The organism is Pseudomonas lyxosi (genome assembly GCF_047758685.1).
GTDB lineage: Bacteria > Pseudomonadota > Gammaproteobacteria > Pseudomonadales > Pseudomonadaceae > Aquipseudomonas > Aquipseudomonas lyxosi.
In genome coordinates, this window is the sequence record NZ_CP180481.1 from 2,662,833 (window position 1) to 2,684,129 (window position 21,297).

A 21,297-nucleotide genomic window follows, 5' to 3' on the forward strand; every position below is an offset into this window, starting at 1 on the left:
ATCAGTTAACCGAGATCGCGCAGTCGAAGGTTTCCACTGCCGGTACTTCCGGTGCCCATGGTTGAGAGTAGGTCAGGCGCAAACGGCCCGTGCCAGCGGTGAAGGACTGGAAGCGCCAGGTCGAGAGGCCGGCGCTGCCGACGATCCCCGCGTCTTCCGGGTTGCTGTAAACCTCTGGGCTGAGCGCGCGCAATACGCCACCGGCGGAATCCTGGATGGCCCAGCGGTAACCGGTGGTCGGGTTGCTCGGCAGGGTCAGGATCAAGTTTTGCCCGCTGTGCAGTTTTACCGGGCATTCGCTTTGTTTTTCCACGGTCACGTTCTGTTTCGGTTGCGTGGCACACGCGGCCAGCAGGGAGAGGGCGAGGGGGACAAACAGGCGGGTGGGGGACATAAGGTCAGTGGCTCCGGCATTCACGACGAACGGCGAGCATAACTGAAGATGAGACAAAGTGTGACGGTGCCTGCGTGGATGACCTTGTAGTATTCTCCTGCACAGCCTGCCGGCGTTCTACCGGCCACGGTGTTGCGCGCAGGCAGGCGCTGAAGTCTAAAGTGCCATCGTCTGGTTGGTGATAAAAATATGCCCTCTGCCAGTCAGTTCACGTGTTTCATTGTTATCACGTCTCTTGGCCAGAATTTTGAAATCGATTACGTTATACCTACGTTTGTCCGGCGTTATTTCCATTGTTTCGATGTTGCCGGTGTAGTCGATGATTTCGAAATCATAGAGGGATTTTCCTGTTTCTTTGGTGAAGGCTTCCGAGTATCGCCTGATACGGGGCTCTTCGCCGGTTAGAAAGCTAATAGTCAGCCCTCTTTCGCTGGAAAGGCCTTTGTCTTTATAGCAAATAATAAGAAACGCTGGCTTGGATATGTCGTATGAATATTCCATGGCGGTGGTGGTAAAGGTTGTCATTGTTACGGGGGAGGTCGCATTTGTAATGTCTTTTGTTTCAACGGTCAGTTGGCCGTCTACTAAAACGCCTTCAGTTGCATTGATGTTCGCCATAAGTCACTTCCTGGGAAAGGTAAAAACCGAAAAGAAAGTGTGCTGCGAAAGTCATGGAGGGATAACTGTCAGGAATGACAGTTTTTAGTCTGATTTGTTTGGGGTTTAGTGTTGCTTATAATCAAACGCACTCACTGCCCAAGTCGGTCAGGCAGTGGCGCATTCGAATTATTTAAAACAATATCTTCGCCACATCCGCAAAGCGCTTGGCAAAGTGCACGGTAATACCTTCCTTCAGATAATCCGGCAGTTCTTCAAAGCTACCGCGGTTAGGTTCCGGCAGGATCAATTCAAAGATCTTCTGCCGACGCGCCGCAATCACCTTCTCGCGTACCCCGCCAATCGGCAGTACATGCCCGGTCAGCGTCAGTTCGCCGGTCATGGCGATGCCTTTTTTCGGCGCCTGATTTCGGGCGAGCGAGAGCAGGGCACTGGCCATGGTTACGCCGGCGCTCGGGCCGTCTTTCGGGGTCGCGCCTTCCGGGACGTGCAGGTGAACGAAGGCTTCGTCGAAGAACTTCGGATCACCGCCAAACGACTTCAGGTTGGAGCTGACGTAGCTGTAGGCGATTTCCGCCGACTCTTTCATCACGTCACCCAATTGCCCGGTGAGTTTGAAGCCACGATTCAGGGTGTGGATGCGCGTGGCTTCGATCGGTAATGTCGCGCCGCCCATGCTGGTCCAGGCCAGCCCGGTGATGACGCCGGTGCCAGACAGCACTTGCTCGTTGCGGAACACCGGATGACCGAGTGAGGCTTCGAGGTCTTTCGGGCCGATCTTGATCACCGCTTTCGGCTCGTCGATCAATTTCACCACGGCTTTGCGCACCAGTTTGCCCAGTTCTTTTTCCAAGTGGCGCACCCCGGCTTCACGGGCATATCCGTCGATCAATGCTTTCAACGCGCTGTCGCTGATGCTCAGGCTGCCTTTGGACACGCCGGCCTTTTCCAGTTGCTTCGGCCACAGGTGCCGCTTGGCGATGGCGATTTTTTCTTCGGTGATGTAACCCGACAGGCGAATCACTTCCATCCGGTCCAGCAACGGGCCGGGGATCGAATCCAGGGTGTTGGCGGTGCAGATGAATAGCACTTTCGACAGGTCCAGACGCAAGTCCAGGTAGTGGTCGAGGAATTCGACGTTCTGTTCCGGGTCGAGGGTTTCCAGCAGCGCCGAGGCCGGGTCGCCCTGGTAGCTCTGGCCCATCTTGTCGATCTCGTCGAGCATGATCACCGGGTTCATCACTTCGACGTCTTTCAACGCATGGACGAGTTTGCCCGGCTGCGCGCCGATGTAGGTGCGGCGATGGCCCTTGATCTCGGCTTCGTCGCGCATGCCACCGAGGCTGAAGCGGTAGAACGGCCGGCCGAGGGATTCGGCGATGGATTTGCCGACGCTGGTTTTACCCACGCCCGGCGGGCCGACCAGCAACACGATGGAGCCGCTGATCTCGCCTTTGTAGGCCCCGACCGCGAGGAACTCGAGGATGCGGTCCTTGATGTCGTCGAGGCCGGCATGGTGTTTGTCCAACACCTTGCGTGCGTGCTTGAGGTCAAGTTTGTCCTCGCCGTACACGCCCCACGGCACCGAGGTTGCCCAGTCGAGGTAGTTGCGGGTGACCGCGTACTCCGGCGAACCGGTCTCGAGGATCGACAGTTTGTTCATTTCCTCTTCGACGCGTTTTTGCGCCTGGGGCGGCAGAACTTTGCCTTCCAGGCGCTGTTCGAACTGTTCGATGTCGGCGCTGCGGTCGTCCTTGGTCAGGCCCAGCTCTTGCTGGATGACCTTGAGTTGTTCCTTGAGGAAGAACTCGCGCTGATGCTCGCCGATCTTGCGGTTAACTTCGGCGGAAATCTCTTTTTGCAGGCGCGCGACTTCGACTTCCTTGCGCAGCATCGGCAGGACTTTTTCCATGCGTTTGAGCATGGGTACGCAGTCGAGCACTTCTTGCAGCTCGCTGCCGGTGGCCGAGGTCAGGGCTGCGGCGAAGTCGGTCAGCGGCGATGGGTCGTTGGGACTGAAGCGGTTGAGGTAGTTCTTCAGCTCTTCGCTGTACAGCGGGTTGAGCGGCAGCAGTTCCTTGATCGCGTTGATCAGCGCCATGCCGTAGGCCTTGACCTCGTCGGTCGGCTCGGTGGGCTGGTGCGGGTATTCGACTTCTACCAGGTAAGGCGGGCGATGGTGCTTGAGCCAGGTGCGGATGCGCACGCGAGTCAGGCCTTGGGCGACGAATTGCAGTTTGCCGTTTTCGCGACTGGCGTGGTGCACCTTGACCAGCGTGCCGTAGAGCGGCAGGGCCGAGGTGTCGAAATGGCGCGGGTCTTCCTGGGGCGTGTCCATGTAGAACAGGGCCAGGGAGTGGTGATCGGATTTGCTCACTAGATCCAGTGTTTCAGCCCATGGTTCTTCGTTGACGATGACCGGCAGTACTTGGGCCGGGAAGAACGGGCGGTTGTGGATCGGGATGATGTAGACCTTGTCCGGCAGGTTCTGGCCTGGCAGGGCGAGGCCTTTGCCGGTGGAGTGGTGTTCGGCGTTCTCTGGGTCGGCGTATTCGCTCGGGTCTTCGGGGAATTCTTGCTGGTCGCTCATGGGGCACCTGCGCAATTGGGTATGGGTGTTAGATGGGGCGGGTGGGGGGTGGTTTCAATGGCTCGGGATATTTCTGGGTGTGTGTTCAGGGTTTTGACAGGTGCGTTTGACTTGGCGGCCTTTGGGCCGACCATGTTCTGGGTTGATTGTGTACATATCCGTTGCTGCGGTAACGGCGGCTTAGGGTTTCGCCCTTACGGCCATCCCTTTCAAGGTCTTTTAATTTTGGCGGCCTTGAGCACCCGATCCGTCGACACATGGGCATGCACTGCTTTGCCTTCAAGCCACTCTTTGGATTTGGGTACCTTCGGGCCACGTTTACTTTTGGCGATCTGTTTGGGTGGGATGTTTCTAGCCAGCGCCAACAAACGCTGAGCCAGTCCTTCTGAGGGGGGAGTGATGGGCAAATGCTCTGGCGGCAAGGCAATCTGCATGCCCTCATAACCGCTACGAACCTGTATCACCAAATGGTAAATCGACGCTTCCCAGTCCTCGGGTTGGGTCTGGCGATGGGCCTGTTCAACGCTGCGCTTAAGCACTGATAAAACGTTGTAAGCCAGCACAGCCGAAGCAAACCCCAGCAGGGCTGCCTTGGGGCTGCCCAAGGTTTCGATCTCACTTTCCAGCACCGATTCCAAGCGCTGGAACATGCCTTCGATACTCCAGCGACGACGGTACAAATCGTTGATTTGTACGGCGCTGATGGTCTCGGGCAGGTTGCTCCAGAACAACAGCATGGTGTCGCCTGATTCGGTGGGGGTTTGTAGGTTCAGTTCGACGCGTCGCCACTGACGCCCACCTTTCACGCCAATGGTTTGCTCGCGCACGCTTCCTGTCGAGACTTTGACAGACTCCTGCCATTGGCCTTCCTGAAGCAGGCGCGGATGCTTACTCGGCTCACGAATAATGAACGAAGCCCCGGCATCTTCGCAGGCCTCCATGACCGGGAGGGTGCAGTAGAGTCGATCAGCCATCCACAACTGGCCCGCACTGGCGTTTTCCAGCAACGGCAGCACACCGACGCGCTCACTGGCATAAGCATCTTCACAGGGCTGAAGGTCGACGACCTGGTCAAGATCCGGGTCGTACACTACGATCGAAAAACCAGGCCGGGCGGCGCCCCGTTCACGGCGCAAAGCGCCCAGACGCTTTTCGCTGGAAGGCAGATGGTTACCGTCAACGATCCGCAGTTGCCAGCCAGGTAAAATGGCTGAGCAGCCCAACTCTTCAATCGTCGGAGCCAGGCGTTGCGCACTGCCAGTTACCAGGGCGCGCAGCAGCGCAGGTTCCGTGCGACTGACCTTGTCATACAACGCCGCCAAGCTGACGGGAAGATCATCCATCTGCCGTGCGGCAGCATGTAGCGAAGGTCGCAAGCCCAATGAAACAAGGGACATCAGCTCAACGATGGTCGAGAATAAAAGCTCACGCGGGTACTGTCGTTGACGATGTTCTTCGAACACCTGATCGACCCACTCGGCTGCAACAGCCTGTTCCAACACCAATTTGGCCATGACACTGGCCGGTGCCTTTTTCTCGAACCGCGCTAAAACCTCTGCCCACATCGTCTCGTCGTCCTGACCGGATTTTTAGTGGATTCTAAACGAAGACCTTGAAAGGGATGGCCCTTACGGCGACTCACTTTTTTTACAAGCGCCTAAAAAAAGTAAGCAAAAAAACGCTCGCCCCAAGCGTCCGGCCCCTCGCCTAGGCTCGGCGTTCCTTCGTTCCGGTATCCATCCGGGGACACTGCCCTCCGGTCTGCTTCGCGACGACCTACATGCAGCGTGTTCGACTGCGTCGAACGGCGCTGCGCGCCACTCCCCGGATGAACACCTCCACTCAGCCTTCCGAAGGGGCGGGTGGATCAAGATCAAGAGCTGCAGGCGAGCTAACGCTCGGCCTGTTGAGTGGTGAGGAGCGAAAGGCTTATCCGATCTATTGTGGGAGCGAGCTTGCTCCGGGCGGCGTTCCGACGATGGCGGCCTGACAGCCGACCAATGTCTCGCAGATGTACACCGTTCCACTGTGGGAGCTGAGCTTGCTCGCGATGACGGAGTGTCAGCCGACATTGATGTTGAGTGTTAAGCAGCCATCGCGAGCAAGCTCGGCTCCTACGCTGGGTTAGCGGTGTGGCGCAGGTTTTGGCACGCCGATGTTATCCAGCACCCGGTTCGCGGTGATCTCCGCCACCATGACGCTGTTTTGAAATGCAACCGCTGGGGATGCGCAATGGCTGTGGCCGGCACTTTAGGGGGCCGTCCATGGAGGTCTTCTCGGTCAAGGCAGGTCGAGCCGTGCGTGCAGCTCGCGTTGCGCTTCGGTCAGGCGTGCGGTCAGTTCTGCCAGGGTCTGCGCCTGGCCCGTCCACTGCGGGTGGGCCCAGTCCTGATCCTTGATCACCGCCACACGAAAGGCACCGGCCTCATCGAACTCGGGATACCAGCCCACGTCGAGCAACCACTGCGCGCCGTACTCGACCTGCAACAGGTCTTCCTTGAGCGAATCGATCTGGCCAGCCAGAGGCTGGTCGGTCAGGGGCGACAGGTCGTCGAAGGTGATTTTGCCGGTGAGCGGGCTCAGGTCAAACAACTGGCAGTTCCTGTGTGAGGGGGATGGTAAGGCCATGGGCAAACCATGTCATGCCTCGAACCTGGCCTTGAGCGCCTGACATTTCAACAGGACGTTGTCCCTATCATGCTCGGCGTGGTGGTCGCACCAGGTGCAGATGTAGCGGATGGCTTCCAGGGTCGGCAGGGTGACGAGCTCGTCCATGAATTCGAAGGTGATACCGGGCACGCCGATCAGGTGGTCGGCAATGTTGTCCGGGTCGAGGTCGACGTCAATGGTGATTCCGGACATCTCAATGCCGACGCTGGTCGGTATTAGCAGGCAATCGAGCAAGATCGGGAGAAAGCTGGACGTGTCGAGGGTGCGGCACATTTGAAAATCGGTCAGGCACCAATGCAGGGTGTCGTTTTGCGACTCGTTCAGTTGCGCGATGGAAGGCACCTGGGCGGTGTTCAGGTTTTTCATTGCGCGGCAGTCTCGGCTTTGGCGAGCAAGCTTTTCAGTTCAGGCTCGATTTCTTCAACCGGAAGACCCTGGATGACGGTCCGAATACAAGGCGCGTATTTTTTCTCGATGGGGGTTTCGCACCAGTCGAGTTCGTAGATGGCCTGGATGCGAACGTCCAGGTAAACCGACTCCAGCAGCAGGCGTTTCAATAGGGCGATTGCCGGTGCCGAGCGGTCTTCTCCGAGTGAGACTGTGCAGCGCTGCTGCCAGTACTCCGGTTTACGCAGTAAAGTCTGGTCGAGCAGTGCCCATTGTGTGGCGGTGAAGTCAATAAGCACACATTTGGCCACCATTTCGGTGGTGTACTCGGTCCAGTTGGCGGCTTCAGAGTCGCCAATCCAGTGCTCCAGTTTTTGCCAAAGCTCATCACGTTGATCCCTGTGCAAAATGTTTCTCCTGTGGCGACGGCTCGCATCAGCAAGCGCTGTCCAGTGCCGTAGCCGGCTCGCGATGGCCGATCTTGCCTCATTTAGTCGAGGCTTCCCATCCCAGGCGGTTCAGGCATCAGCGGATTCGCAGGTACAAAAAAGGGCGGCTACCCGAAGGTAACCGCCCTGTTTTTTTAACCGCCGCTAAAACTTACTCGGACAGTTTGTACGCAATCACATAGTCACCCTGCTTGGTGCCCAGCGACCCATGACCGCCAGCAACCACAAGCACGTACTGCTTGCCGTCCTTGCCGGTGTAGGTCATCGGCGTGGTTTGCGCGCCTGCTGGCAGGCGGCCTTCCCACAACTGCTTGCCGTTTTTCACGTCATAGGCGCGCAGGTACTGATCGAGGGTGCCGCTCAGGAAACCAACGCCGCCAGCAGTGACGAAGGTACCGCCCAGGCTAGGCACGCCCATGCTCAAAGGGATCGGAACCGGCGAGCTGTCGCGCACGGTGCCGTTTTTGTGTTTCCAGATAATTTTGCTGGTGGTCAGGTCGACCGCTGTCACGTAACCCCAGGCCGGTGCCTGGCACGGCAGGCCCAATGGCGAGAGCAGGGGTTCGAGGATGACGCCGTATGGCGCGCCTTTGTTTGGCTGCACGCCTTCGGTTTCGCTTTTGCGCGGGCCTTGGGCGGCGATTTCGGCGGCCGGGATCATTTTCGATTTGAACGCCATGTAGTCCGGGTTCATGAAAGCAATCTGACGCACCGGGTCAACCGAGATGCCGCCCCAGTCGAACACGCCGAAGTTGCCTGGATACACGATCGAACCTTGCAGCGATGGCGGTGTGAACGGGCCGTCGTAGCGCATGGATTTGAAGTCGATCCGGCAGATCAGTTGGTCGAACGGGGTGACGCCCCACATGTCGCGTTCTTTCAGCGGCGGTGGCATCAGGTTCAGGTCGGACTTCGGTTGGGTCGGCGAGGTGTGATCACCTTCAACAGCGCCTTGCGGAACCGGCACTTCGTTGATCGGCACGATCGGCTTGCCAGTGCTGCGGTCCAGCACGTAGATGCTGCCTTGCTTGGTGGACGCGAGTACCGCTGGCTTCACGCCGTCAGCGGTTTTCAGGTCCATCAGGGTTGGCTGGCCGCCGACGTCCATGTCCCACAGGTCATGGTGGGTGAACTGCATGTGCCAGCGTACCTGGCCGGTCGCGATGTCGAGGGCGGTCAGGCCGGCGGCGTGCAGTTCCGATTCAGGCGTGCGATCGCCACCGAACTGGTCCGGGGTCTGGTTGCCCATCGGCAGGTAGAGCATGCCGAGTTTTTCGTCGACGGCGAACATGGACCACATGTTCGGCGAGTTGCGGGTGTAGACCTTGCCTTCGGCAATCGGCGTGGTGTCGTCCGGGTTGCCGCTGTCCCAGTTCCACACCAGTTTGCCGGTGTGCACGTCGAACGCGCGGATCACGCCGCTTGGCTCGTCGGTGGAGACGTTGTCGGTGACGTGGCCGCCAATCACCACCAGGTCTTTAGTGACCGCTGGAGGCGAGGTGGAGTAGTAACCGCCGGCGTTGAAGCCGCCGATGTTGGCACTCAGATCAACCTGGCCCTTGTCGCCAAAGTCTTCACACATCTTGCCAGTGTCGGCGTCGAGGGCGATCAGACGGGTGTCGGCAGTCGGCAGGAAGATCCGGCGTGGGCAGACGTTGCTGACCGGCGCAGGGCTGGCAGTGCCAGTCGGGCTTTGCTCGGAGGCGTAGGCGGCGTCATCGTGATAGGTCACGCCACGGCAGGTCATGTGCGCCCAACCCTTGAAGTTCGCCGCGTTTTGCGTGGAGAGCTTCGGATCGAAACGCCAGATTTCCTTGCCGGTGTCCGGGTCCAGCGCGATCACCTGGCTGTGCGGCGTGCAGACGTAGAGCATGCCGTTGACTTTCAGCGGGGTGTTTTCGGCAGTAGTTTCACCCGGGTCGTTCGGCCCTGGCAGGTCGCCGGTGCGGAAGGTCCAGGCCGGAACGAGCTTGTTCGCGTTCTGCGGGGTGATCTGCGCCAGTGGCGAGTAACGATCGCCATGGGCGCTGCGGCCGTAGGAGTTCCAGTCACCGTCGGGCATGGCTGGGGCGGTGTTGGTCATGCCCGGCACGCTGTCGCGGTCCAGTTGGCCTTTGATTTCACCCGGGTTGGTGAACAGGCTGGCCAGCGCGGCGATACCGGCGATGACCACGGCAGCGCTCAGTACACCGGTGCCGACCGGGTTGAACTCACCGCTACGCAACGGGCGACGAAACCACGGCAGCAGCATGACGATACCGAGGGTAAAAAGCAGTGCCAGACGTGGCACCAGTTGCCACCAGTCCAGACCGACTTCCCACAGGGCCCAGACGGTACTGGCGAACAGCACCACCGCGTACAGGCTCAGCGCCGCGTAACGGTCGGCAATCAGCAACACGCCGGTCAGCGCCAGGCCGATACCGGCCAGCAGGTAATACAGCGAGCCGCCGAGCATGCTCAGCTTGATACCCCCGGCCAGCATGGCCAGGCCCATTAGCAGAAGCAGGATGCCGAGCAGGCTCGGCAGCAGACGGCTTCGACTCAAAGCACCATCAGTGCTCATAGTGTGGTTCTCCGTGACGTTTTAAGTAGTCCCGCGCAAGTTCACTGTAGATGACGATCCGGCGCGGGCATGGTTCATTAAGAAACTGGGTTAGAAAGACGATTGCACTTTGATACCGCCAATCAGCGCGTCATCGACCTTGTCCACGCCACCGGGGTGGCGGATGTATTGCAGGTTCGGGCGCACGGTCAGCCAGTTCGTGACGTGCACGCCGTAATAGAGTTCGGCGCTGTATTCGGTGTCCTGCGGTGGCAGGAAGGATGGGTCGTTGTAGTCGAAGACGGCGCGGGCCTGATTGGTCGCCTCGGCGTTCTTGCGATAGGCCGGGTTGACGTGGACGCGGGCCAGGGCGAAACCGATGTCGTCCTTGGCGCGCGCATCGAACAAGCCTTTGTAGACGACGCCTGCCTGGACATAGTTGTCGATGGCGTTGGTCTTCTTGTCGTGCATCGTGCCGTTGGCGAACACGCTCAGGCCGCGGGAGTTGTCGCTGGCGCGGCTGGTCAGTTGCTGCTGCACACCGAGCCACACACCGTGTTTGCTCGACGCGCTGCGGTAAGCCTCGCCGCTCAGTGCAGCCGGCTGGCCGTTGCTGTCCTTGTAGGCATCAGAGGCCTTGGCGTTGCTGTAGTAGTAACCGGCGCGGTATTCACCCGGCAGGCCATTGAGCTTCGGCGACCAGACCAGTTCCACCGGCATGATCGCGCCCTGGGTGCCGCTGCCGCTGAGCTTGAAGCCATTGTCGCGATCGAGGTTCGACGGGTTTTGCTCGTAGACGCCGACCTGCGCGTACAGTTCCGGCGTCAGGTGATATTTGACCCGCATCGCCCACTGGCTGACCGGCCAGTTGTACCAGATGCCACCGACCCAGTTGCCGACCTGCGAGCCGCAGAACGCGAGGTTCTGGAAGTCGCAGGGGAAGCTGTTGAAGTCTTCGCCTTCGCCGAAACGGCCGACCTTGATGTCGAGCTTCTGATCGAAGAATTTCTGCTGATACCACATCTGCGTCAGGCGCCAGGTCTGGCCACGGCCCCAGACTTCCTGAGCCGAGGTGAACCCGCCCACGCGCGGATCGTTGATGCGGTCGTTGCTGATGTTATTGCCGTTGCGCTCGGTGATGGTCAGCTGAAACTCGGCGTCGTCCCAGCCCAGTATCTTCTGCAGGTCCAGGTGCGTGCCGAGGCCAAACTGGTCGCTGTAGCGAGCGGTGCGGTCATGGTCGTAGCCACCGTGCAGATTGCTGCCCATTTCGCCGGTGTAATCGACTTTGAAGTCGTAGCCTTTTTCCGAAAGTTCGGTGCGCGTGCCGTTCCAGTCGCCGAGCATCCACGGTGACTCGCTATCGAAGGCCGGAGCGGCCTGGGTGCAAGTGGCGAGACCCAACGCGGTGAATCCGCCGATCAGGTTCAGGGCTTTTCGACGAGCAATAGCGGTGCAGACAGCGCTGTCTCGCGGAGTTTGAAGATAAGGCATAGGGGAAGTAATTCTTGGTCTTTTTTGGGAAGTGAACTGAAGCGGCAGTATGTCGCGGGCAGCGGAAGCGTTTCAGCTTGACGGGCGCAAGGATAATGTCCTGTTACAAATAGAGAAAGGTCTTTTGCTGACATGCATCCTTTCGGATTTGGTAACAGTCAGTGGGAAAAGATCGCAGCCTCGTTTCACTCGACAGCTGCTACAGGTGAACGCATTCCAATAATGAGGAGCTGTCGAGTGAAACGAGGCTGCGATCTTTTGCGTTTCACCTACATTTAACTGACCGCACACAGATCGCTTCCCCCCAACGAAGCCCTCGGCTAAGGTGCGCGGCTTCCCATTCTTTCACCGCTCGAAGGCCCGGCATGACCGAACAGAACAACAACCCGCTGCACGGCGTGACGCTGGAGCAAATCCTCAACGCGCTGGTTGAACACTACGAATGGTCGGGGCTGGCCGAGCGCATCGATATCCGCTGCTTCAAGAGTGATCCGAGCATCAAGTCGAGCCTGACATTCCTGCGCAAAACCCCGTGGGCACGGGAGAAGGTCGAGCGCTTGTACGTGAAGTTGATGCGCACCAAGCGACCGGTCTGAGCATGGTCAACCCACCGACGCCAGGTTCTGCCGCGAGGCGTCGTTTTGTCGCCGTGGCTGCGGTGCTCGGCTGGGCGGGACTGAGCATTCAGTTGTACCTGATTTTCTACTCACGCTGGACGCTGGCGGCCAGCCTGCTCGGTGGACTGGTCAGCTTTTTCAGCTATTTCACCGTGCTGAGCAATACGCTGGTGGCGACCGTGCTGACGTGTGAACTGACGTCCCGCGAGTCGGCGGCGCGACGCTGGTTTTTGCAGCCGTGGGTAAGTAGCGGCATTGCCGTGAGCATCGCCGTGGTCGGCCTGGGGTACAACGTGTTGTTGCGCCATTTATGGCATCCGCAAGGCTGGCAATGGCTGGCCGATGAGCTGATGCATGACGTCATGCCACTGCTGTTTCTGGCTTATTGGTGGTGCTGTGTGCCGAAAGGCACGTTGCGACTGCGGCATATCGCGGCGTGGGTGATCTATCCGGTGATGTACTTCGCGTACTCGTTGTGGCGCGGGCATCTGCTGGCGGTTTATCCCTATCCGTTCATTGATGTCGGCAAACTGGGTTATCCACAGGTGTTTGTGAATGCCGGGGGGTTATTGGTGGGTTTTGTGGTGATTGCCTTGCTATTGATGGGGATCGACCGCCAGCTTGGGCGGCGCCGATAGCGCCGCCAGCACGAATTACTCTTCGTCGCTTTCATCCAGCCGCCAGTAACCCACGGCTTTGACAGACTGCTCGTTAAGCCCGTGCTCATCCAGCAACACCCGGCGTATCTGCCGCGATACTTTGCTCTCGGTCGCCACCCAGGCGTACAGATTGCCGCTGGGCACCTGCAGCTGCTTCACGGTGTTCAGCAGGTTATTCCTGCCGCCCTCGCGCAATACCCAGATCACGTTGACCTGCGCGGCGCTTTCAAGACGTTGCTGTTCGGCGCCGTTCTCTACTTCCACGATCACCAATGCCCGGCGATTGGCCGCCAAACCTTCCAGCCGCCGAGCGATCGCGGGTAGGGCGGTTTCGTCACCGATCAGCAAGTAGCTGTCGAAGATATCCGGCACGACCATTGAGCCTCGTGGGCCGCCGATGTGCAGAAACTGGCCGGGTTTGGCCTGCTCGGCCCAAGTTGAGGCGGGGCCGTCACCGTGCAGCACGAAGTCGATGTCCAGTTCCAGCGTGTCGAGGTTGTAGCGGCGCGGCGTGTAGTCGCGCATCGCCGGCATCGGCCCGTTGTCTTTGCCGGCACCGAGCACCAGGGTTTCCAGGGCGGCTTGTTCCGCGGCGTTTTGCGGGAACAACAGTTTGACGTGGTCGTCCGTGCCGAGGCTGACGAAGCCCGCCAATTCCGGTCCACCCAGCGTGATGCGGCGCATGCGCGGCGTCAGGTCGACCACCCGCAACACCTCCAGACGACGGCGTTTGATCTCGTGGCTGACACGGTGAATGGTTTGCACGATTACTTCAGTCATTCGGCTTGCTCCTGAGCGGGTTGAACGACAGGGCCATCGACGATGGCTTTGGCGGTGTTGTTAAGCAGGTCGCGTACCCGCAGGATTTCTTCCGGGCTCCAGCGGCCGTGATGCATCTGCAAGGCATGACGCAAGTTGTGCACCGCTTCGTGGATCTCGGCGGGGCGGTCATGGCCGCGCAATGAGCGCTTGCTGACCTCGATGCGCATCCGCACGCCGTCCAGTGCAATCGCCTGATCGCTCAACGACAGACGTCCGGCGTCGGTGATGGTGTAGCGTTTTTTTCCGCCCTCGGCGTCGCCCAGGATCATTTCGCTTTCTTCAAGGAAGGTCAGGGTCGGGTAAATCACGCCGGGGCTGGGGCTGTAGGCGCCGTCGAACATGCTTTCGATCTGGCGGATCAGGTCATAACCGTGGCAAGGCTGCTCGGCGATCAGCGCCAACAACAGCAGTTTCAGATCACCAGGGGCGAATACCCGTGGCCCGCGTCCACCGCGTTCGCGGCCGGGGCCGGGGCGTTTCTCGAAGCCGTCGCGGCCGTCGCTGTGTTCTCTGTGGGAATGATGGTCTCTCATTTTGTGTCTTCTCTCGTCGTGTTTAGATACAACTTAAGATATATCTTTGTGGTGGCGCAAGGGAGCGCGACGAACGGTCGGGGACAAAAAAGGACTCGCAGGCACGTTTTACAGTGAGGTCGGACTCACTATTAAGTGCAGTTGTTTATCATTGGCCTTTTAAAATTTGCCAAGTAGTATTGGTCTTACGGAAGTTCTATAACTTTCTTCATCTGTGTGCTTTTTATATTAAATCTGTGTGTAGTATTTCTCTGACGGTCAAACAGTTGAATTGTTGCTTTTTTAACTTTTTTCGCCGTCTTCATGCGTCGTTGTTACTACATGTTCTTCGGAACTTACGTACTTACTTTCTCAAGCGATTAGCCGATCATTCTCCGGCGTCGAAAGTTGAGTCAAATAGCCATGATCTCCTACAGGGTATTGGCTCATTCAGGCTTTCCTCGGCTCAATCCTTTTAAAAGACAGGTACTCGATATGTTCAAGAAGTTTGCAATCGCCGTTCCGATGACCCTCCTGGCACTGAGCTCTTCGGTAGCGTTCGCTGCGGAAGAAGCGCGCACGACCATCAATATCAGCGCCACCATTCCTAGCAAGGTTTTCCACGCTCAGCCGCGGGACCCAAACTTCGGTAAGGATGAAAAAATGGCCTACGTCCTGGGGGCCGGCACGTTGACGCCGCTGCGTGCGACTTATGACGTGCAACACACCAACGGTTCGGTAGGTGCCTACGTCGAAGGCGGCCCGCAGCCGCTGTCCAACGGCGCCAGCACGATCCCGCTGACCTACACCTTCAATGGCATCACCCTGTCCGGTGTCTCGCAAGAAGTGGTTGGCGACACCGAGTCCAACGGCGGCATGCAGGCTGACCTGGTGATCGCAGCGGCCAAGCCGGCCGACAGCCAGAATGGCCTGTTCACCGCTACACCCGTGGTGATCTTCGACGCCATTCCTCGTATCACCCAGTAATACGGTTATCAAATAAGGCTGGTTCTTATTTAATAATGCTTGCCGATCGACGGGTTAACTTCTGCCCGTCGATCGGGTTTCAACGTATTTATCTTCAGAGTATTTCGTTCATGTTCCCGATGACGCCCATCGCGACGGTGCTTGCCCTTCTATTTTGTGCAAGCGCCTTGGCCGCACCTACGGATAACGGTACTACACCTCGAAGTCTGTTGGCGCAGGCCAAGGGTTTGCCGACCGAGTTCGAAGAACACTTCTTTGATGTGCCGCTGGCAGTGCGCGTGGAACTTGACCAACAATTTCTCGGTGAGGCGATGGTGGTATTAACCCGCGACGATCGCATCACCTTGGTTGACTTCGCTGATGTCAGCGACAGCACGATCAAGCCCAGCGAACGCGACACCTGGTCGAGCTATCTGAAACAAGGTGTGGCGTTGGGCGGCTGCCAGTCCAACTGCCCCGAGCAGCTGCTGGCCGTGCACTACAGCCTCGAAAACTCGCTGGTGTCGATCCTCACGGAAAACGCCGAACGCGACGATCAGGTGCAGCGTTACTACGCGTTGCCCGAAGGTGGCAGCACCGGGTTGATCGTGCGCAACCAGCTGAACCTCAATGGCGGTCAGAACCAGGACCTCGGCGGGCGATATGGTCTGGAAGCCAGCAGCAGCCTGGGTAACTGGACTCAAGCCGTCAACATGCAGCTGTCCCGATTGGGCGGCATGGACAACAAGACCTATCACGCCGTGCATGAGCTCTTCACCCAGCGCGAACTGGAAGGCAGCTTTCTGCGCCTGGGCTATTTCACCCCCACTTCCGAAGGCCTTACCCGACAGCCGCGTACCTTTGGCACCAGCCCCGATACGGCTTTGGGCGTGATGTATGGCAGCTCCGACAGCCTGGCCATGAATAATCCCAAGCCGGCGGTGTATCCGATCTACGTCACCGCCAACCGACTGGGCTCGGTCGAGATCTACCGCGACGGCTTGCTGATCAACACCCAAGCGGTGCCCGCCGGGTTGCAGACCCTCGATACACGGCCGCTCCCGGGCGGTATCTATGAGGTGGAAGTGCGTTTGATCGAAGACGGTCAGATCACCTCCAGCACGCAAGAGCTGGTCTACAAGCCCAACAACTGGCGCAATCATGACGAGCGCTGGCGCTACAACCTGTTCGCCGGCCGTGAATCGAAGTTGCTCAGCAACTGGGAAGAGCAGGCCGATGGCGACATGACCGCCGGCGCCGCGTTCAACTTCCTGTTGCACCCTCGGGTGATCCTCGGCCTGTCGGGTCGCCAGGTGCGCGACAAACTCCAATACGGCACGTCCGTCGATTGGGCCATCGTTAACAATGCCAGCCTCTATGCCAACGTCTATCAAACCGAAGACTACGGCACCGGTCTGGATGTGCAGGGGCTGTATTCCTACGGCAGTGGCAGCATCGTCGCCAGCCATAACCGCAGCTGGCTCGATACGACGCGGCTCTACGACACGCTGCCCGATGGCACGCGGGTGCGGCAGCGCAATGTGTTTGTCGGGCAGACCAGCAACTCGTCGTTGTCGATCAATCACCGGCTCACCAGCAAAAGCTCGGTCAATGCCCGGGTCTCCCACAGCGAGGGCAACACCGAAGGCACGGGCGTGGACCTAGGATGGACCCAGCGCACCCAACTGTTTGGCAGCGATGCCAACTGGCGGCTGTCACTGTTCGACAGGCCGGGCAGCTTCAGCTCGGGGGACGATCGAAATCGCGGCATCGACCTGAGCGTCAACATTGCCTTGGGCGGCCCCGGCGAACAGATCTCCGGCAGTATCGGTTCGCGCACCGCCCGCGATGGCGGTCGCGACAACAACGCCTCGATCACTTACCGCAAAGACCTGCAGGATCACATCCTGCAAAGCGTTTCGGCCACGGCCATCACCGACACCTACGGCGTCGGCATGAACGCGATGGCGACGATGCAATCGGACCTGGTCAACGGCGACGGTTTCATCCAGCGCTCATCCTTCAACAATGACATCACCGGTGGCCTGAACCTGGACAGCACCGTGGCCGTCGGCGGGCAGAAAATGGTCATGACCAGCCAGTACCACCGCAACGGTGCCGGCATGATCATCGATGTGGAATCGGACGTCGACGACATCGTCCTGCGCGCCGATGATTTGAGCGGCGGCAGTGCGGTGCTCAAGCCGGGGCGCAACTTCGTGCCGATCACGGCGTACAAAAGCAGCTCCGTGAGCTTTGATTTCGAGGGCACCGACGTACCGGCAGCGACCATTCAACCGGCCCGGTCCAGCTATCACTTGAACAAGGGCGGCGTGGAATATCGCCAGGTGCGGGTGATGAAAACCCTCACCGTGCTCGGTCGTCTGATCGACCCCCAGGGCAACCCGCTCAAGGGCCACCACATCATCAACCACGCTAGCCGTGGTGTGAGTGAAGTGGACGGCTTCTTCTCCATGGAAATGAACGCCGGCTCACCGACGCTTGAAGTGCGTCATGGCAACCAGTTGTTGTGTCAGTTCCGCCTGGACCCGAACAGTGGCCGCACTGAAAACAACGTGCTGATGATCGGCGATTTGCGCTGCACGCCGGACACGTTGGCGGATGCGACTTTCATGGCTCCGACGGCAGGCTGATGACAGGCCTGAGCACGATTAATCTATGAGGAATGGAAGATGAAACGCCTGTTGGCATTAGTTGGTTTTTATTTTTTCACCCAGGCCACGATCGCCGCGCCGAGCATCAATGTCGGCGGTGTCTATGACTATCTGGACGGCGACAAAAGTACCTTTCTAAAACGCATCTTCAACGGCGGCGACAGCACGGCGTTCGTCAAGGTCAACATCCTCGAGATCCTGTTTGATGCCGACGGTACCGCGCGGGAAGTGCCGCTCAAGACTCAGGCTGACAAAAGTGCCCGTGATGGTTTGATGGCCAGCCCCGCCAGGCTGATCGTGCCGGCCAACGGCATGCAGGGCACGCGTCTGCTGTACATGGGTGAGCGCGACAAGGAACGTTATTTCCGCGTGCGTTTTGTGCCGGTGGTGCCGGAAAAGGAAGACGAATTCGCGGTCTCCAGCGAAGAGCGCGAGGACTACAAGAAAAGCCTGTCCGCCGGAGTCACCGTGTTAGCCGGTTACGGCACGGTGTTTTTCGTGCGCCCCAAGGACACCCGCTTCGACAGCGTGATTGAAAACTCGCCGGGCAACTACCGGATACGCAACAACGGCAACACCGTCGTGGTGATCGACGAGTTCAAAGACTGCTCGGTCAAGAACGAACAGGACTGCCAGCCAACCACCAAGCATCACATTCTCGCGGGGCGTACGTTCAACTTTGAGAAACAGTCTGGCCGGGAGTACCGCTTCACGTTGGTCGAAGGTGAAAAAAGCAAAAAACTCGACGTGAAAGGATAACCCCCATGTTCAAGAAACTGATTTTCGTGCTGGTGTCGGGGGGGACGTTGTGGGCAAGTCCTTGGGCTTTTGCTGCCCGGGAAGTGCACAAGTTCGAAGTGTTCGTGACGATTCCGACCCAGGCGTTTTATGTGATCCCGTCGGACCCGGGCTGGATTCATCGGGAGCAGCAACTGCCGTGGAACCTGACGTCGTCGACCTTGGGCGGCTTGCGCAAATATTTCGATGTTCGCAGTGAGGCCGGTTCCATCGAGGCGCGGCTTGAAGGCCGGCCTTACCTGTCCAACGGCACCGCTGCCCATGACATTGACTTGCGGGTGTTGTTCAACGGCCAGCTGTTGAATGAACGGGAAAGCACGGAAGTGGTGTCGACGGTCGATGCGGCACCCGGTAAACGCGTGTTGCTGGAAATCGTGCCGCAGCCGCCTGCCGATGGGGTTTACAAGCCTGGCAATTATTTCGGTAGCGTCAACCTGATCTTCAATGCGGTGCTGCCGGGGGCTTAGTGGTAGATATGAAACTCACGAAGGCTGAACGAATTCCGAGCCATGTTGCCTGGGTCATTGTGTTGCTCGGATGGGGCATTGAACCGGCGATGGGGGTCTCCATGGATATCAACGCGTTGTTCCGGCCTGATCCATCGAAACCCATGGACAACAAGTTCATCAATCAAACACCGAGCAGTGGTTATTGCCTGTCCAACCCCGTTGAGTGCCAAAGACTGAATATGTTCAGCATTCGGCTGCCTCTGGGTTTTGAGTCAACAAGGCCCATGCAGCCCGACGACAATCCACGCGCCAATGCAATGTTCAATGTGCCGGCGCAGTGGCGTGCATTGTCCGTGAGGAATGCCGATACAGGGGAGTCGGAACAGGTCGAAGTACGTATTGCAGGTATCGGCTCCCAATATGTTCTAAGCGACACGGCCGTCAATCTGACTGGTGCCCCGGACACGCTCCGTGGACACCAGACCTTGTGGAAAAACTCGAGTTGGGTATACGCCCCTCCTCCGTGCGAATACAGCGGCGTCGGCTACTTCAGCGACGACAACTACTCCTTTTTCTGGAGAACCCCCGTCGAAGGCGCCTGTGTCAAAGGGGTCAATTTCCCCATTCCGGCCATGTCCTACACCTACCTCGATTTTGCCTACGAATTGCGAACGCCTAACCCATTGGGCATGTCCTCAGGCCTGTATACGGGGAACCTGAGTTATCGCGTCGGCCCCGGAGCCGATTTCGACATGGGCGATGTGATGGTGCCAAACGATTCCGAGATCTTCCTGAGTTTTGTGCTGGAAGTTCAGCACACCCTGAAAGTCGATATACCACCGGGCGGCAATCGCATTGAACTGGTGCCTCAGGGCGGTTGGCAATCCTGGCTGCAAAACGGCCGCAAACCGACGGGGTTGTTCAGGGATCAAACCTTCACTATTTCCGTAAGTTCACGCTTCAAAATGAACCTTGAATGTCAGTACTCCCGGGACGGCCAAACCTGCTCTGTACTCGATCCCGTTTCCGGTCACACAGTTCCGCTGAACGTCGGTGTGAGCCTTCCCCACGGCCTGACCGATGCCGCCGGGCAACCCGTCAACCGTCGACAGTTGTTGCGTGACGGCAACGGCACGCAACTGTTCCAGCCAGGTATTTATGTGGACAGCAAGCCGGGCACTTTGCACTTCGAAGTTCCGGCGAGCGAAGTGGCCGAGATGATCCAGCCGGGACAACAACGACAGTACTCGGGTGACGTCACGGTGATCTGGGATTCCGAGGTTTAGTGCGCTGCGCGGTGGTGTATTTGTCTGCCGGCGCTTTGAGTGAAAGATGATGAAAACCATGAAAATACAAAGAGTTCGGCGCCGTTGTGCCTGGGTAATGGTGTTGTTTGGATGGGGCATTGAACCGGCGCTGGGCGCCTCCATGGATATCACGGCGGTGTTCCGGCCTGATCCATCGAAACCCATGGACAACAAGTTCATCAATCAAACCCCGGTGACCGGGCATTGCCAGTTTCAACCGCAGTTCTGCAAAGAGTTTGGGCTGTTTTCTTTACTGACGCCGATCTGGTTCGATTCCGTGGCGCCGATTGAAGCCAGGCACACGGACGCGCGCAGGGGCGCGATGTTCCGGGTTCCGGGGGACTGGCGCAGGCTGAGTGTCAGGCATAACGCTACGAATGAAGAGGCCGAGGTTGAAGTGCGCATCGTGTCGATTGGAGGGCGTTATTACCTGAACGATACGGCAGAAAATCTGGTGGGCGAGGGCGAACCTACCGACAACCAGTCAGAGTGGCACCGCCGTTTATGGGGAGGAACCGACTGGACATGGGGGCCCCCAGCACCCTGTGTTGGATCAGGGGGCGGCATGTATGTAACGCCTGCGTGGCGATCTTTTTTCTGGCTGACGTCCTCAACCAATGTATGCGCGGCAACGGCGCATTATCGGATTGGCACGTTAAGGTACGACCAGGTACAGATCGGCTATGAATTAAGGACACCCAACCCGTTGAAAATGTCTTCAGGTCAGTACACGGGGCGTCTTGATTACAGCGTCGGCCCCGGTATGGATTTTGATATGGGCGATATCATGCAGTCGGACGACTCGACATTGACTCTGAGTTTCAACCTCGACGTTGAACACACACTCAAAGTCGACGTACCACCGGGCGGCAATCGCATTGAACTGGTGCCTCAGGGCGGCTGGCAATCCTGGCTGCAAAACGGCCGCAAACCGACGCGGTTGTTCAGGGATCAAACCTTCACTATTTCCGCAAGCTCACGTTTCAAAATGAACCTTGAATGTCAGTACTCCCAGGACGGCCAAACCTGCTCTGTGCTCGATCCCGTTTCCGGTCATACAGTGCCGCTGAACGTCAGTGTGAGCCTTCCCCACGGCCTGACCGATGCCGCCGGACAACCCGTCAACCGTCGACAGTTGTTGCGTGACGGCAGCGGCACGCAACTGTTCCAGCCGGGTATTTATGTGGACAGCAAACCGGGCACCTTGCACTTTGAAATACCGGCGAGCGAAGTGGGCGAGATGATTCAACCGGGACAACAACGACAGTACTCGGGTGACGTCACGGTGATCTGGGACTCGGAAGTGGGTTGAGGAGGGGCCCTGAAGGCATCTTGTACATGCTTTCAG

The 21,297-nt window shown here is 58.5% G+C and carries 19 protein-coding genes; 8 read left to right on the top strand and 11 right to left on the bottom strand.

Annotated features, from left to right (window positions below):
* Position 1: 1 nt before the first annotated feature.
* The 9 genes from ACMXYI_RS12315 to ACMXYI_RS12355 form a co-directional block, all read right to left on the bottom strand.
* Positions 2-394, bottom strand: coding sequence for a protease inhibitor I42 family protein (locus ACMXYI_RS12315; RefSeq protein WP_415773400.1), 393 nt, complete (start codon positions 392-394; stop codon positions 2-4).
* Positions 395-550: 156 nt separating this feature from the next.
* Positions 551-1,012 carry a hypothetical protein gene (locus ACMXYI_RS12320; RefSeq protein ID WP_415773401.1) on the bottom strand — a complete coding sequence of 154 codons (462 nt, stop codon included), beginning with the start codon at positions 1,010-1,012 and terminating at the stop codon, positions 551-553.
* A gap of 172 nt (positions 1,013-1,184) precedes the next feature.
* Complete coding sequence (lon, locus tag ACMXYI_RS12325; protein WP_415773402.1) at positions 1,185-3,602, bottom strand: endopeptidase La; 2,418 nt, start codon at positions 3,600-3,602, stop codon at positions 1,185-1,187.
* Positions 3,603-3,811: 209 nt separating this feature from the next.
* On the bottom strand, positions 3,812-5,116 hold the full coding sequence (locus ACMXYI_RS12330; protein WP_415773886.1) for an IS4 family transposase: 1,305 nt from the start codon (positions 5,114-5,116) through the stop codon (positions 3,812-3,814).
* Positions 5,117-5,882: 766 nt separating this feature from the next.
* A complete protein-coding gene (locus ACMXYI_RS12335; protein WP_415773403.1) occupies positions 5,883-6,194 on the bottom strand; it encodes a hypothetical protein in 312 nt (103 codons plus the stop codon).
* A gap of 48 nt (positions 6,195-6,242) precedes the next feature.
* Positions 6,243-6,638, bottom strand: coding sequence for a hypothetical protein (locus ACMXYI_RS12340; protein WP_415773404.1), 396 nt, complete (start codon positions 6,636-6,638; stop codon positions 6,243-6,245).
* Positions 6,635-7,066, bottom strand: coding sequence for a HEAT repeat domain-containing protein (locus ACMXYI_RS12345; RefSeq protein WP_415773405.1), 432 nt, complete (start codon positions 7,064-7,066; stop codon positions 6,635-6,637). The genes ACMXYI_RS12340 and ACMXYI_RS12345 overlap by 4 nt, the downstream gene beginning before the upstream one ends.
* A 193-nt stretch (positions 7,067-7,259) precedes the next feature.
* Positions 7,260-9,671, bottom strand: coding sequence for a glucose/quinate/shikimate family membrane-bound PQQ-dependent dehydrogenase (locus tag ACMXYI_RS12350; RefSeq protein WP_415773406.1), 2,412 nt, complete (start codon positions 9,669-9,671; stop codon positions 7,260-7,262).
* A gap of 90 nt (positions 9,672-9,761) precedes the next feature.
* Positions 9,762-11,144 carry a carbohydrate porin gene (locus ACMXYI_RS12355; RefSeq protein WP_415773407.1) on the bottom strand — a complete coding sequence of 461 codons (1,383 nt, stop codon included), beginning with the start codon at positions 11,142-11,144 and terminating at the stop codon, positions 9,762-9,764.
* 365 nt (positions 11,145-11,509) lie between these two features.
* Here ACMXYI_RS12355 and ACMXYI_RS12360 point away from each other — a divergent pair, with 365 nt between their 5' ends.
* The gene (locus ACMXYI_RS12360) at positions 11,510-11,740 is read left to right on the top strand and encodes a VF530 family DNA-binding protein (protein ID WP_007944895.1); all 231 of its coding nucleotides are present in this window, start codon (positions 11,510-11,512) and stop codon (positions 11,738-11,740) included.
* 2 nt (positions 11,741-11,742) lie between these two features.
* Positions 11,743-12,399 (top strand): Pr6Pr family membrane protein, encoded by a 657-nt coding sequence (locus tag ACMXYI_RS12365; RefSeq protein ID WP_415773408.1) that lies wholly within the window; start codon positions 11,743-11,745, stop codon positions 12,397-12,399.
* Between the two features lie 15 nt (positions 12,400-12,414).
* On the opposite strand, the gene ACMXYI_RS12370 is transcribed toward ACMXYI_RS12365, so the two are convergent.
* Positions 12,415-13,200, bottom strand: coding sequence for a siderophore-interacting protein (locus ACMXYI_RS12370; protein WP_415773409.1), 786 nt, complete (start codon positions 13,198-13,200; stop codon positions 12,415-12,417).
* A complete protein-coding gene (locus tag ACMXYI_RS12375; RefSeq protein ID WP_415773410.1) occupies positions 13,197-13,775 on the bottom strand; it encodes a PadR family transcriptional regulator in 579 nt (192 codons plus the stop codon). The genes ACMXYI_RS12370 and ACMXYI_RS12375 overlap by 4 nt, the downstream gene beginning before the upstream one ends.
* Before the next feature lie 474 nt (positions 13,776-14,249).
* Between ACMXYI_RS12375 and ACMXYI_RS12380 the strand changes: the two genes are divergently transcribed.
* From ACMXYI_RS12380 to ACMXYI_RS12405, 6 genes are all read left to right on the top strand, one after another.
* Positions 14,250-14,741 (top strand): CS1 type fimbrial major subunit, encoded by a 492-nt coding sequence (locus tag ACMXYI_RS12380; protein WP_415773411.1) that lies wholly within the window; start codon positions 14,250-14,252, stop codon positions 14,739-14,741.
* 110 nt (positions 14,742-14,851) lie between these two features.
* Complete coding sequence (locus tag ACMXYI_RS12385; RefSeq protein WP_415773412.1) at positions 14,852-17,374, top strand: CS1-pili formation C-terminal domain-containing protein; 2,523 nt, start codon at positions 14,852-14,854, stop codon at positions 17,372-17,374.
* A 39-nt stretch (positions 17,375-17,413) separates the two neighbouring features.
* Positions 17,414-18,154 carry a molecular chaperone gene (locus ACMXYI_RS12390; protein ID WP_415773413.1) on the top strand — a complete coding sequence of 247 codons (741 nt, stop codon included), beginning with the start codon at positions 17,414-17,416 and terminating at the stop codon, positions 18,152-18,154.
* 5 nt (positions 18,155-18,159) lie between these two features.
* Positions 18,160-18,660, top strand: coding sequence for a CS1 type fimbrial major subunit (locus ACMXYI_RS12395; RefSeq protein ID WP_415773414.1), 501 nt, complete (start codon positions 18,160-18,162; stop codon positions 18,658-18,660).
* 8 nt (positions 18,661-18,668) lie between these two features.
* A complete protein-coding gene (locus ACMXYI_RS12400) occupies positions 18,669-19,928 on the top strand; it encodes a hypothetical protein (protein WP_415773416.1) in 1,260 nt (419 codons plus the stop codon).
* 49 nt (positions 19,929-19,977) lie between these two features.
* The gene (locus tag ACMXYI_RS12405) at positions 19,978-21,261 is read left to right on the top strand and encodes a hypothetical protein (RefSeq protein WP_415773889.1); all 1,284 of its coding nucleotides are present in this window, start codon (positions 19,978-19,980) and stop codon (positions 21,259-21,261) included.
* Positions 21,262-21,297: the final 36 nt, after the last annotated feature.

Excerpts from the sequence above, each read along its gene's own strand:
- ACMXYI_RS12315 (WP_415773400.1), bottom strand. The coding sequence starts at position 394 with ATGTCCCCCACCCGCCTGTTTGTCCCCCTCGCCCTCTCCCTGCTGGCC.
- ACMXYI_RS12320 (WP_415773401.1), bottom strand. The coding sequence starts at position 1,012 with ATGGCGAACATCAATGCAACTGAAGGCGTTTTAGTAGACGGCCAACTG.
- lon (WP_415773402.1), bottom strand. The coding sequence starts at position 3,602 with ATGAGCGACCAGCAAGAATTCCCCGAAGACCCGAGCGAATACGCCGAC.
- ACMXYI_RS12330 (WP_415773886.1), bottom strand. The coding sequence starts at position 5,116 with ATGGCCAAATTGGTGTTGGAACAGGCTGTTGCAGCCGAGTGGGTCGAT.
- ACMXYI_RS12340 (WP_415773404.1), bottom strand. The coding sequence starts at position 6,638 with ATGAAAAACCTGAACACCGCCCAGGTGCCTTCCATCGCGCAACTGAAC.
- ACMXYI_RS12350 (WP_415773406.1), bottom strand. The coding sequence starts at position 9,671 with ATGAGCACTGATGGTGCTTTGAGTCGAAGCCGTCTGCTGCCGAGCCTG.
- ACMXYI_RS12355 (WP_415773407.1), bottom strand. The coding sequence starts at position 11,144 with ATGCCTTATCTTCAAACTCCGCGAGACAGCGCTGTCTGCACCGCTATT.
- ACMXYI_RS12360 (WP_007944895.1), top strand. The coding sequence starts at position 11,510 with ATGACCGAACAGAACAACAACCCGCTGCACGGCGTGACGCTGGAGCAA.
- ACMXYI_RS12365 (WP_415773408.1), top strand. The coding sequence starts at position 11,743 with ATGGTCAACCCACCGACGCCAGGTTCTGCCGCGAGGCGTCGTTTTGTC.
- ACMXYI_RS12370 (WP_415773409.1), bottom strand. The coding sequence starts at position 13,200 with ATGACTGAAGTAATCGTGCAAACCATTCACCGTGTCAGCCACGAGATC.
- ACMXYI_RS12375 (WP_415773410.1), bottom strand. The coding sequence starts at position 13,775 with ATGAGAGACCATCATTCCCACAGAGAACACAGCGACGGCCGCGACGGC.
- ACMXYI_RS12380 (WP_415773411.1), top strand. The coding sequence starts at position 14,250 with ATGTTCAAGAAGTTTGCAATCGCCGTTCCGATGACCCTCCTGGCACTG.
- ACMXYI_RS12385 (WP_415773412.1), top strand. The coding sequence starts at position 14,852 with ATGTTCCCGATGACGCCCATCGCGACGGTGCTTGCCCTTCTATTTTGT.
- ACMXYI_RS12390 (WP_415773413.1), top strand. The coding sequence starts at position 17,414 with ATGAAACGCCTGTTGGCATTAGTTGGTTTTTATTTTTTCACCCAGGCC.
- ACMXYI_RS12395 (WP_415773414.1), top strand. The coding sequence starts at position 18,160 with ATGTTCAAGAAACTGATTTTCGTGCTGGTGTCGGGGGGGACGTTGTGG.
- ACMXYI_RS12400 (WP_415773416.1), top strand. The coding sequence starts at position 18,669 with ATGAAACTCACGAAGGCTGAACGAATTCCGAGCCATGTTGCCTGGGTC.
- ACMXYI_RS12405 (WP_415773889.1), top strand. The coding sequence starts at position 19,978 with ATGAAAACCATGAAAATACAAAGAGTTCGGCGCCGTTGTGCCTGGGTA.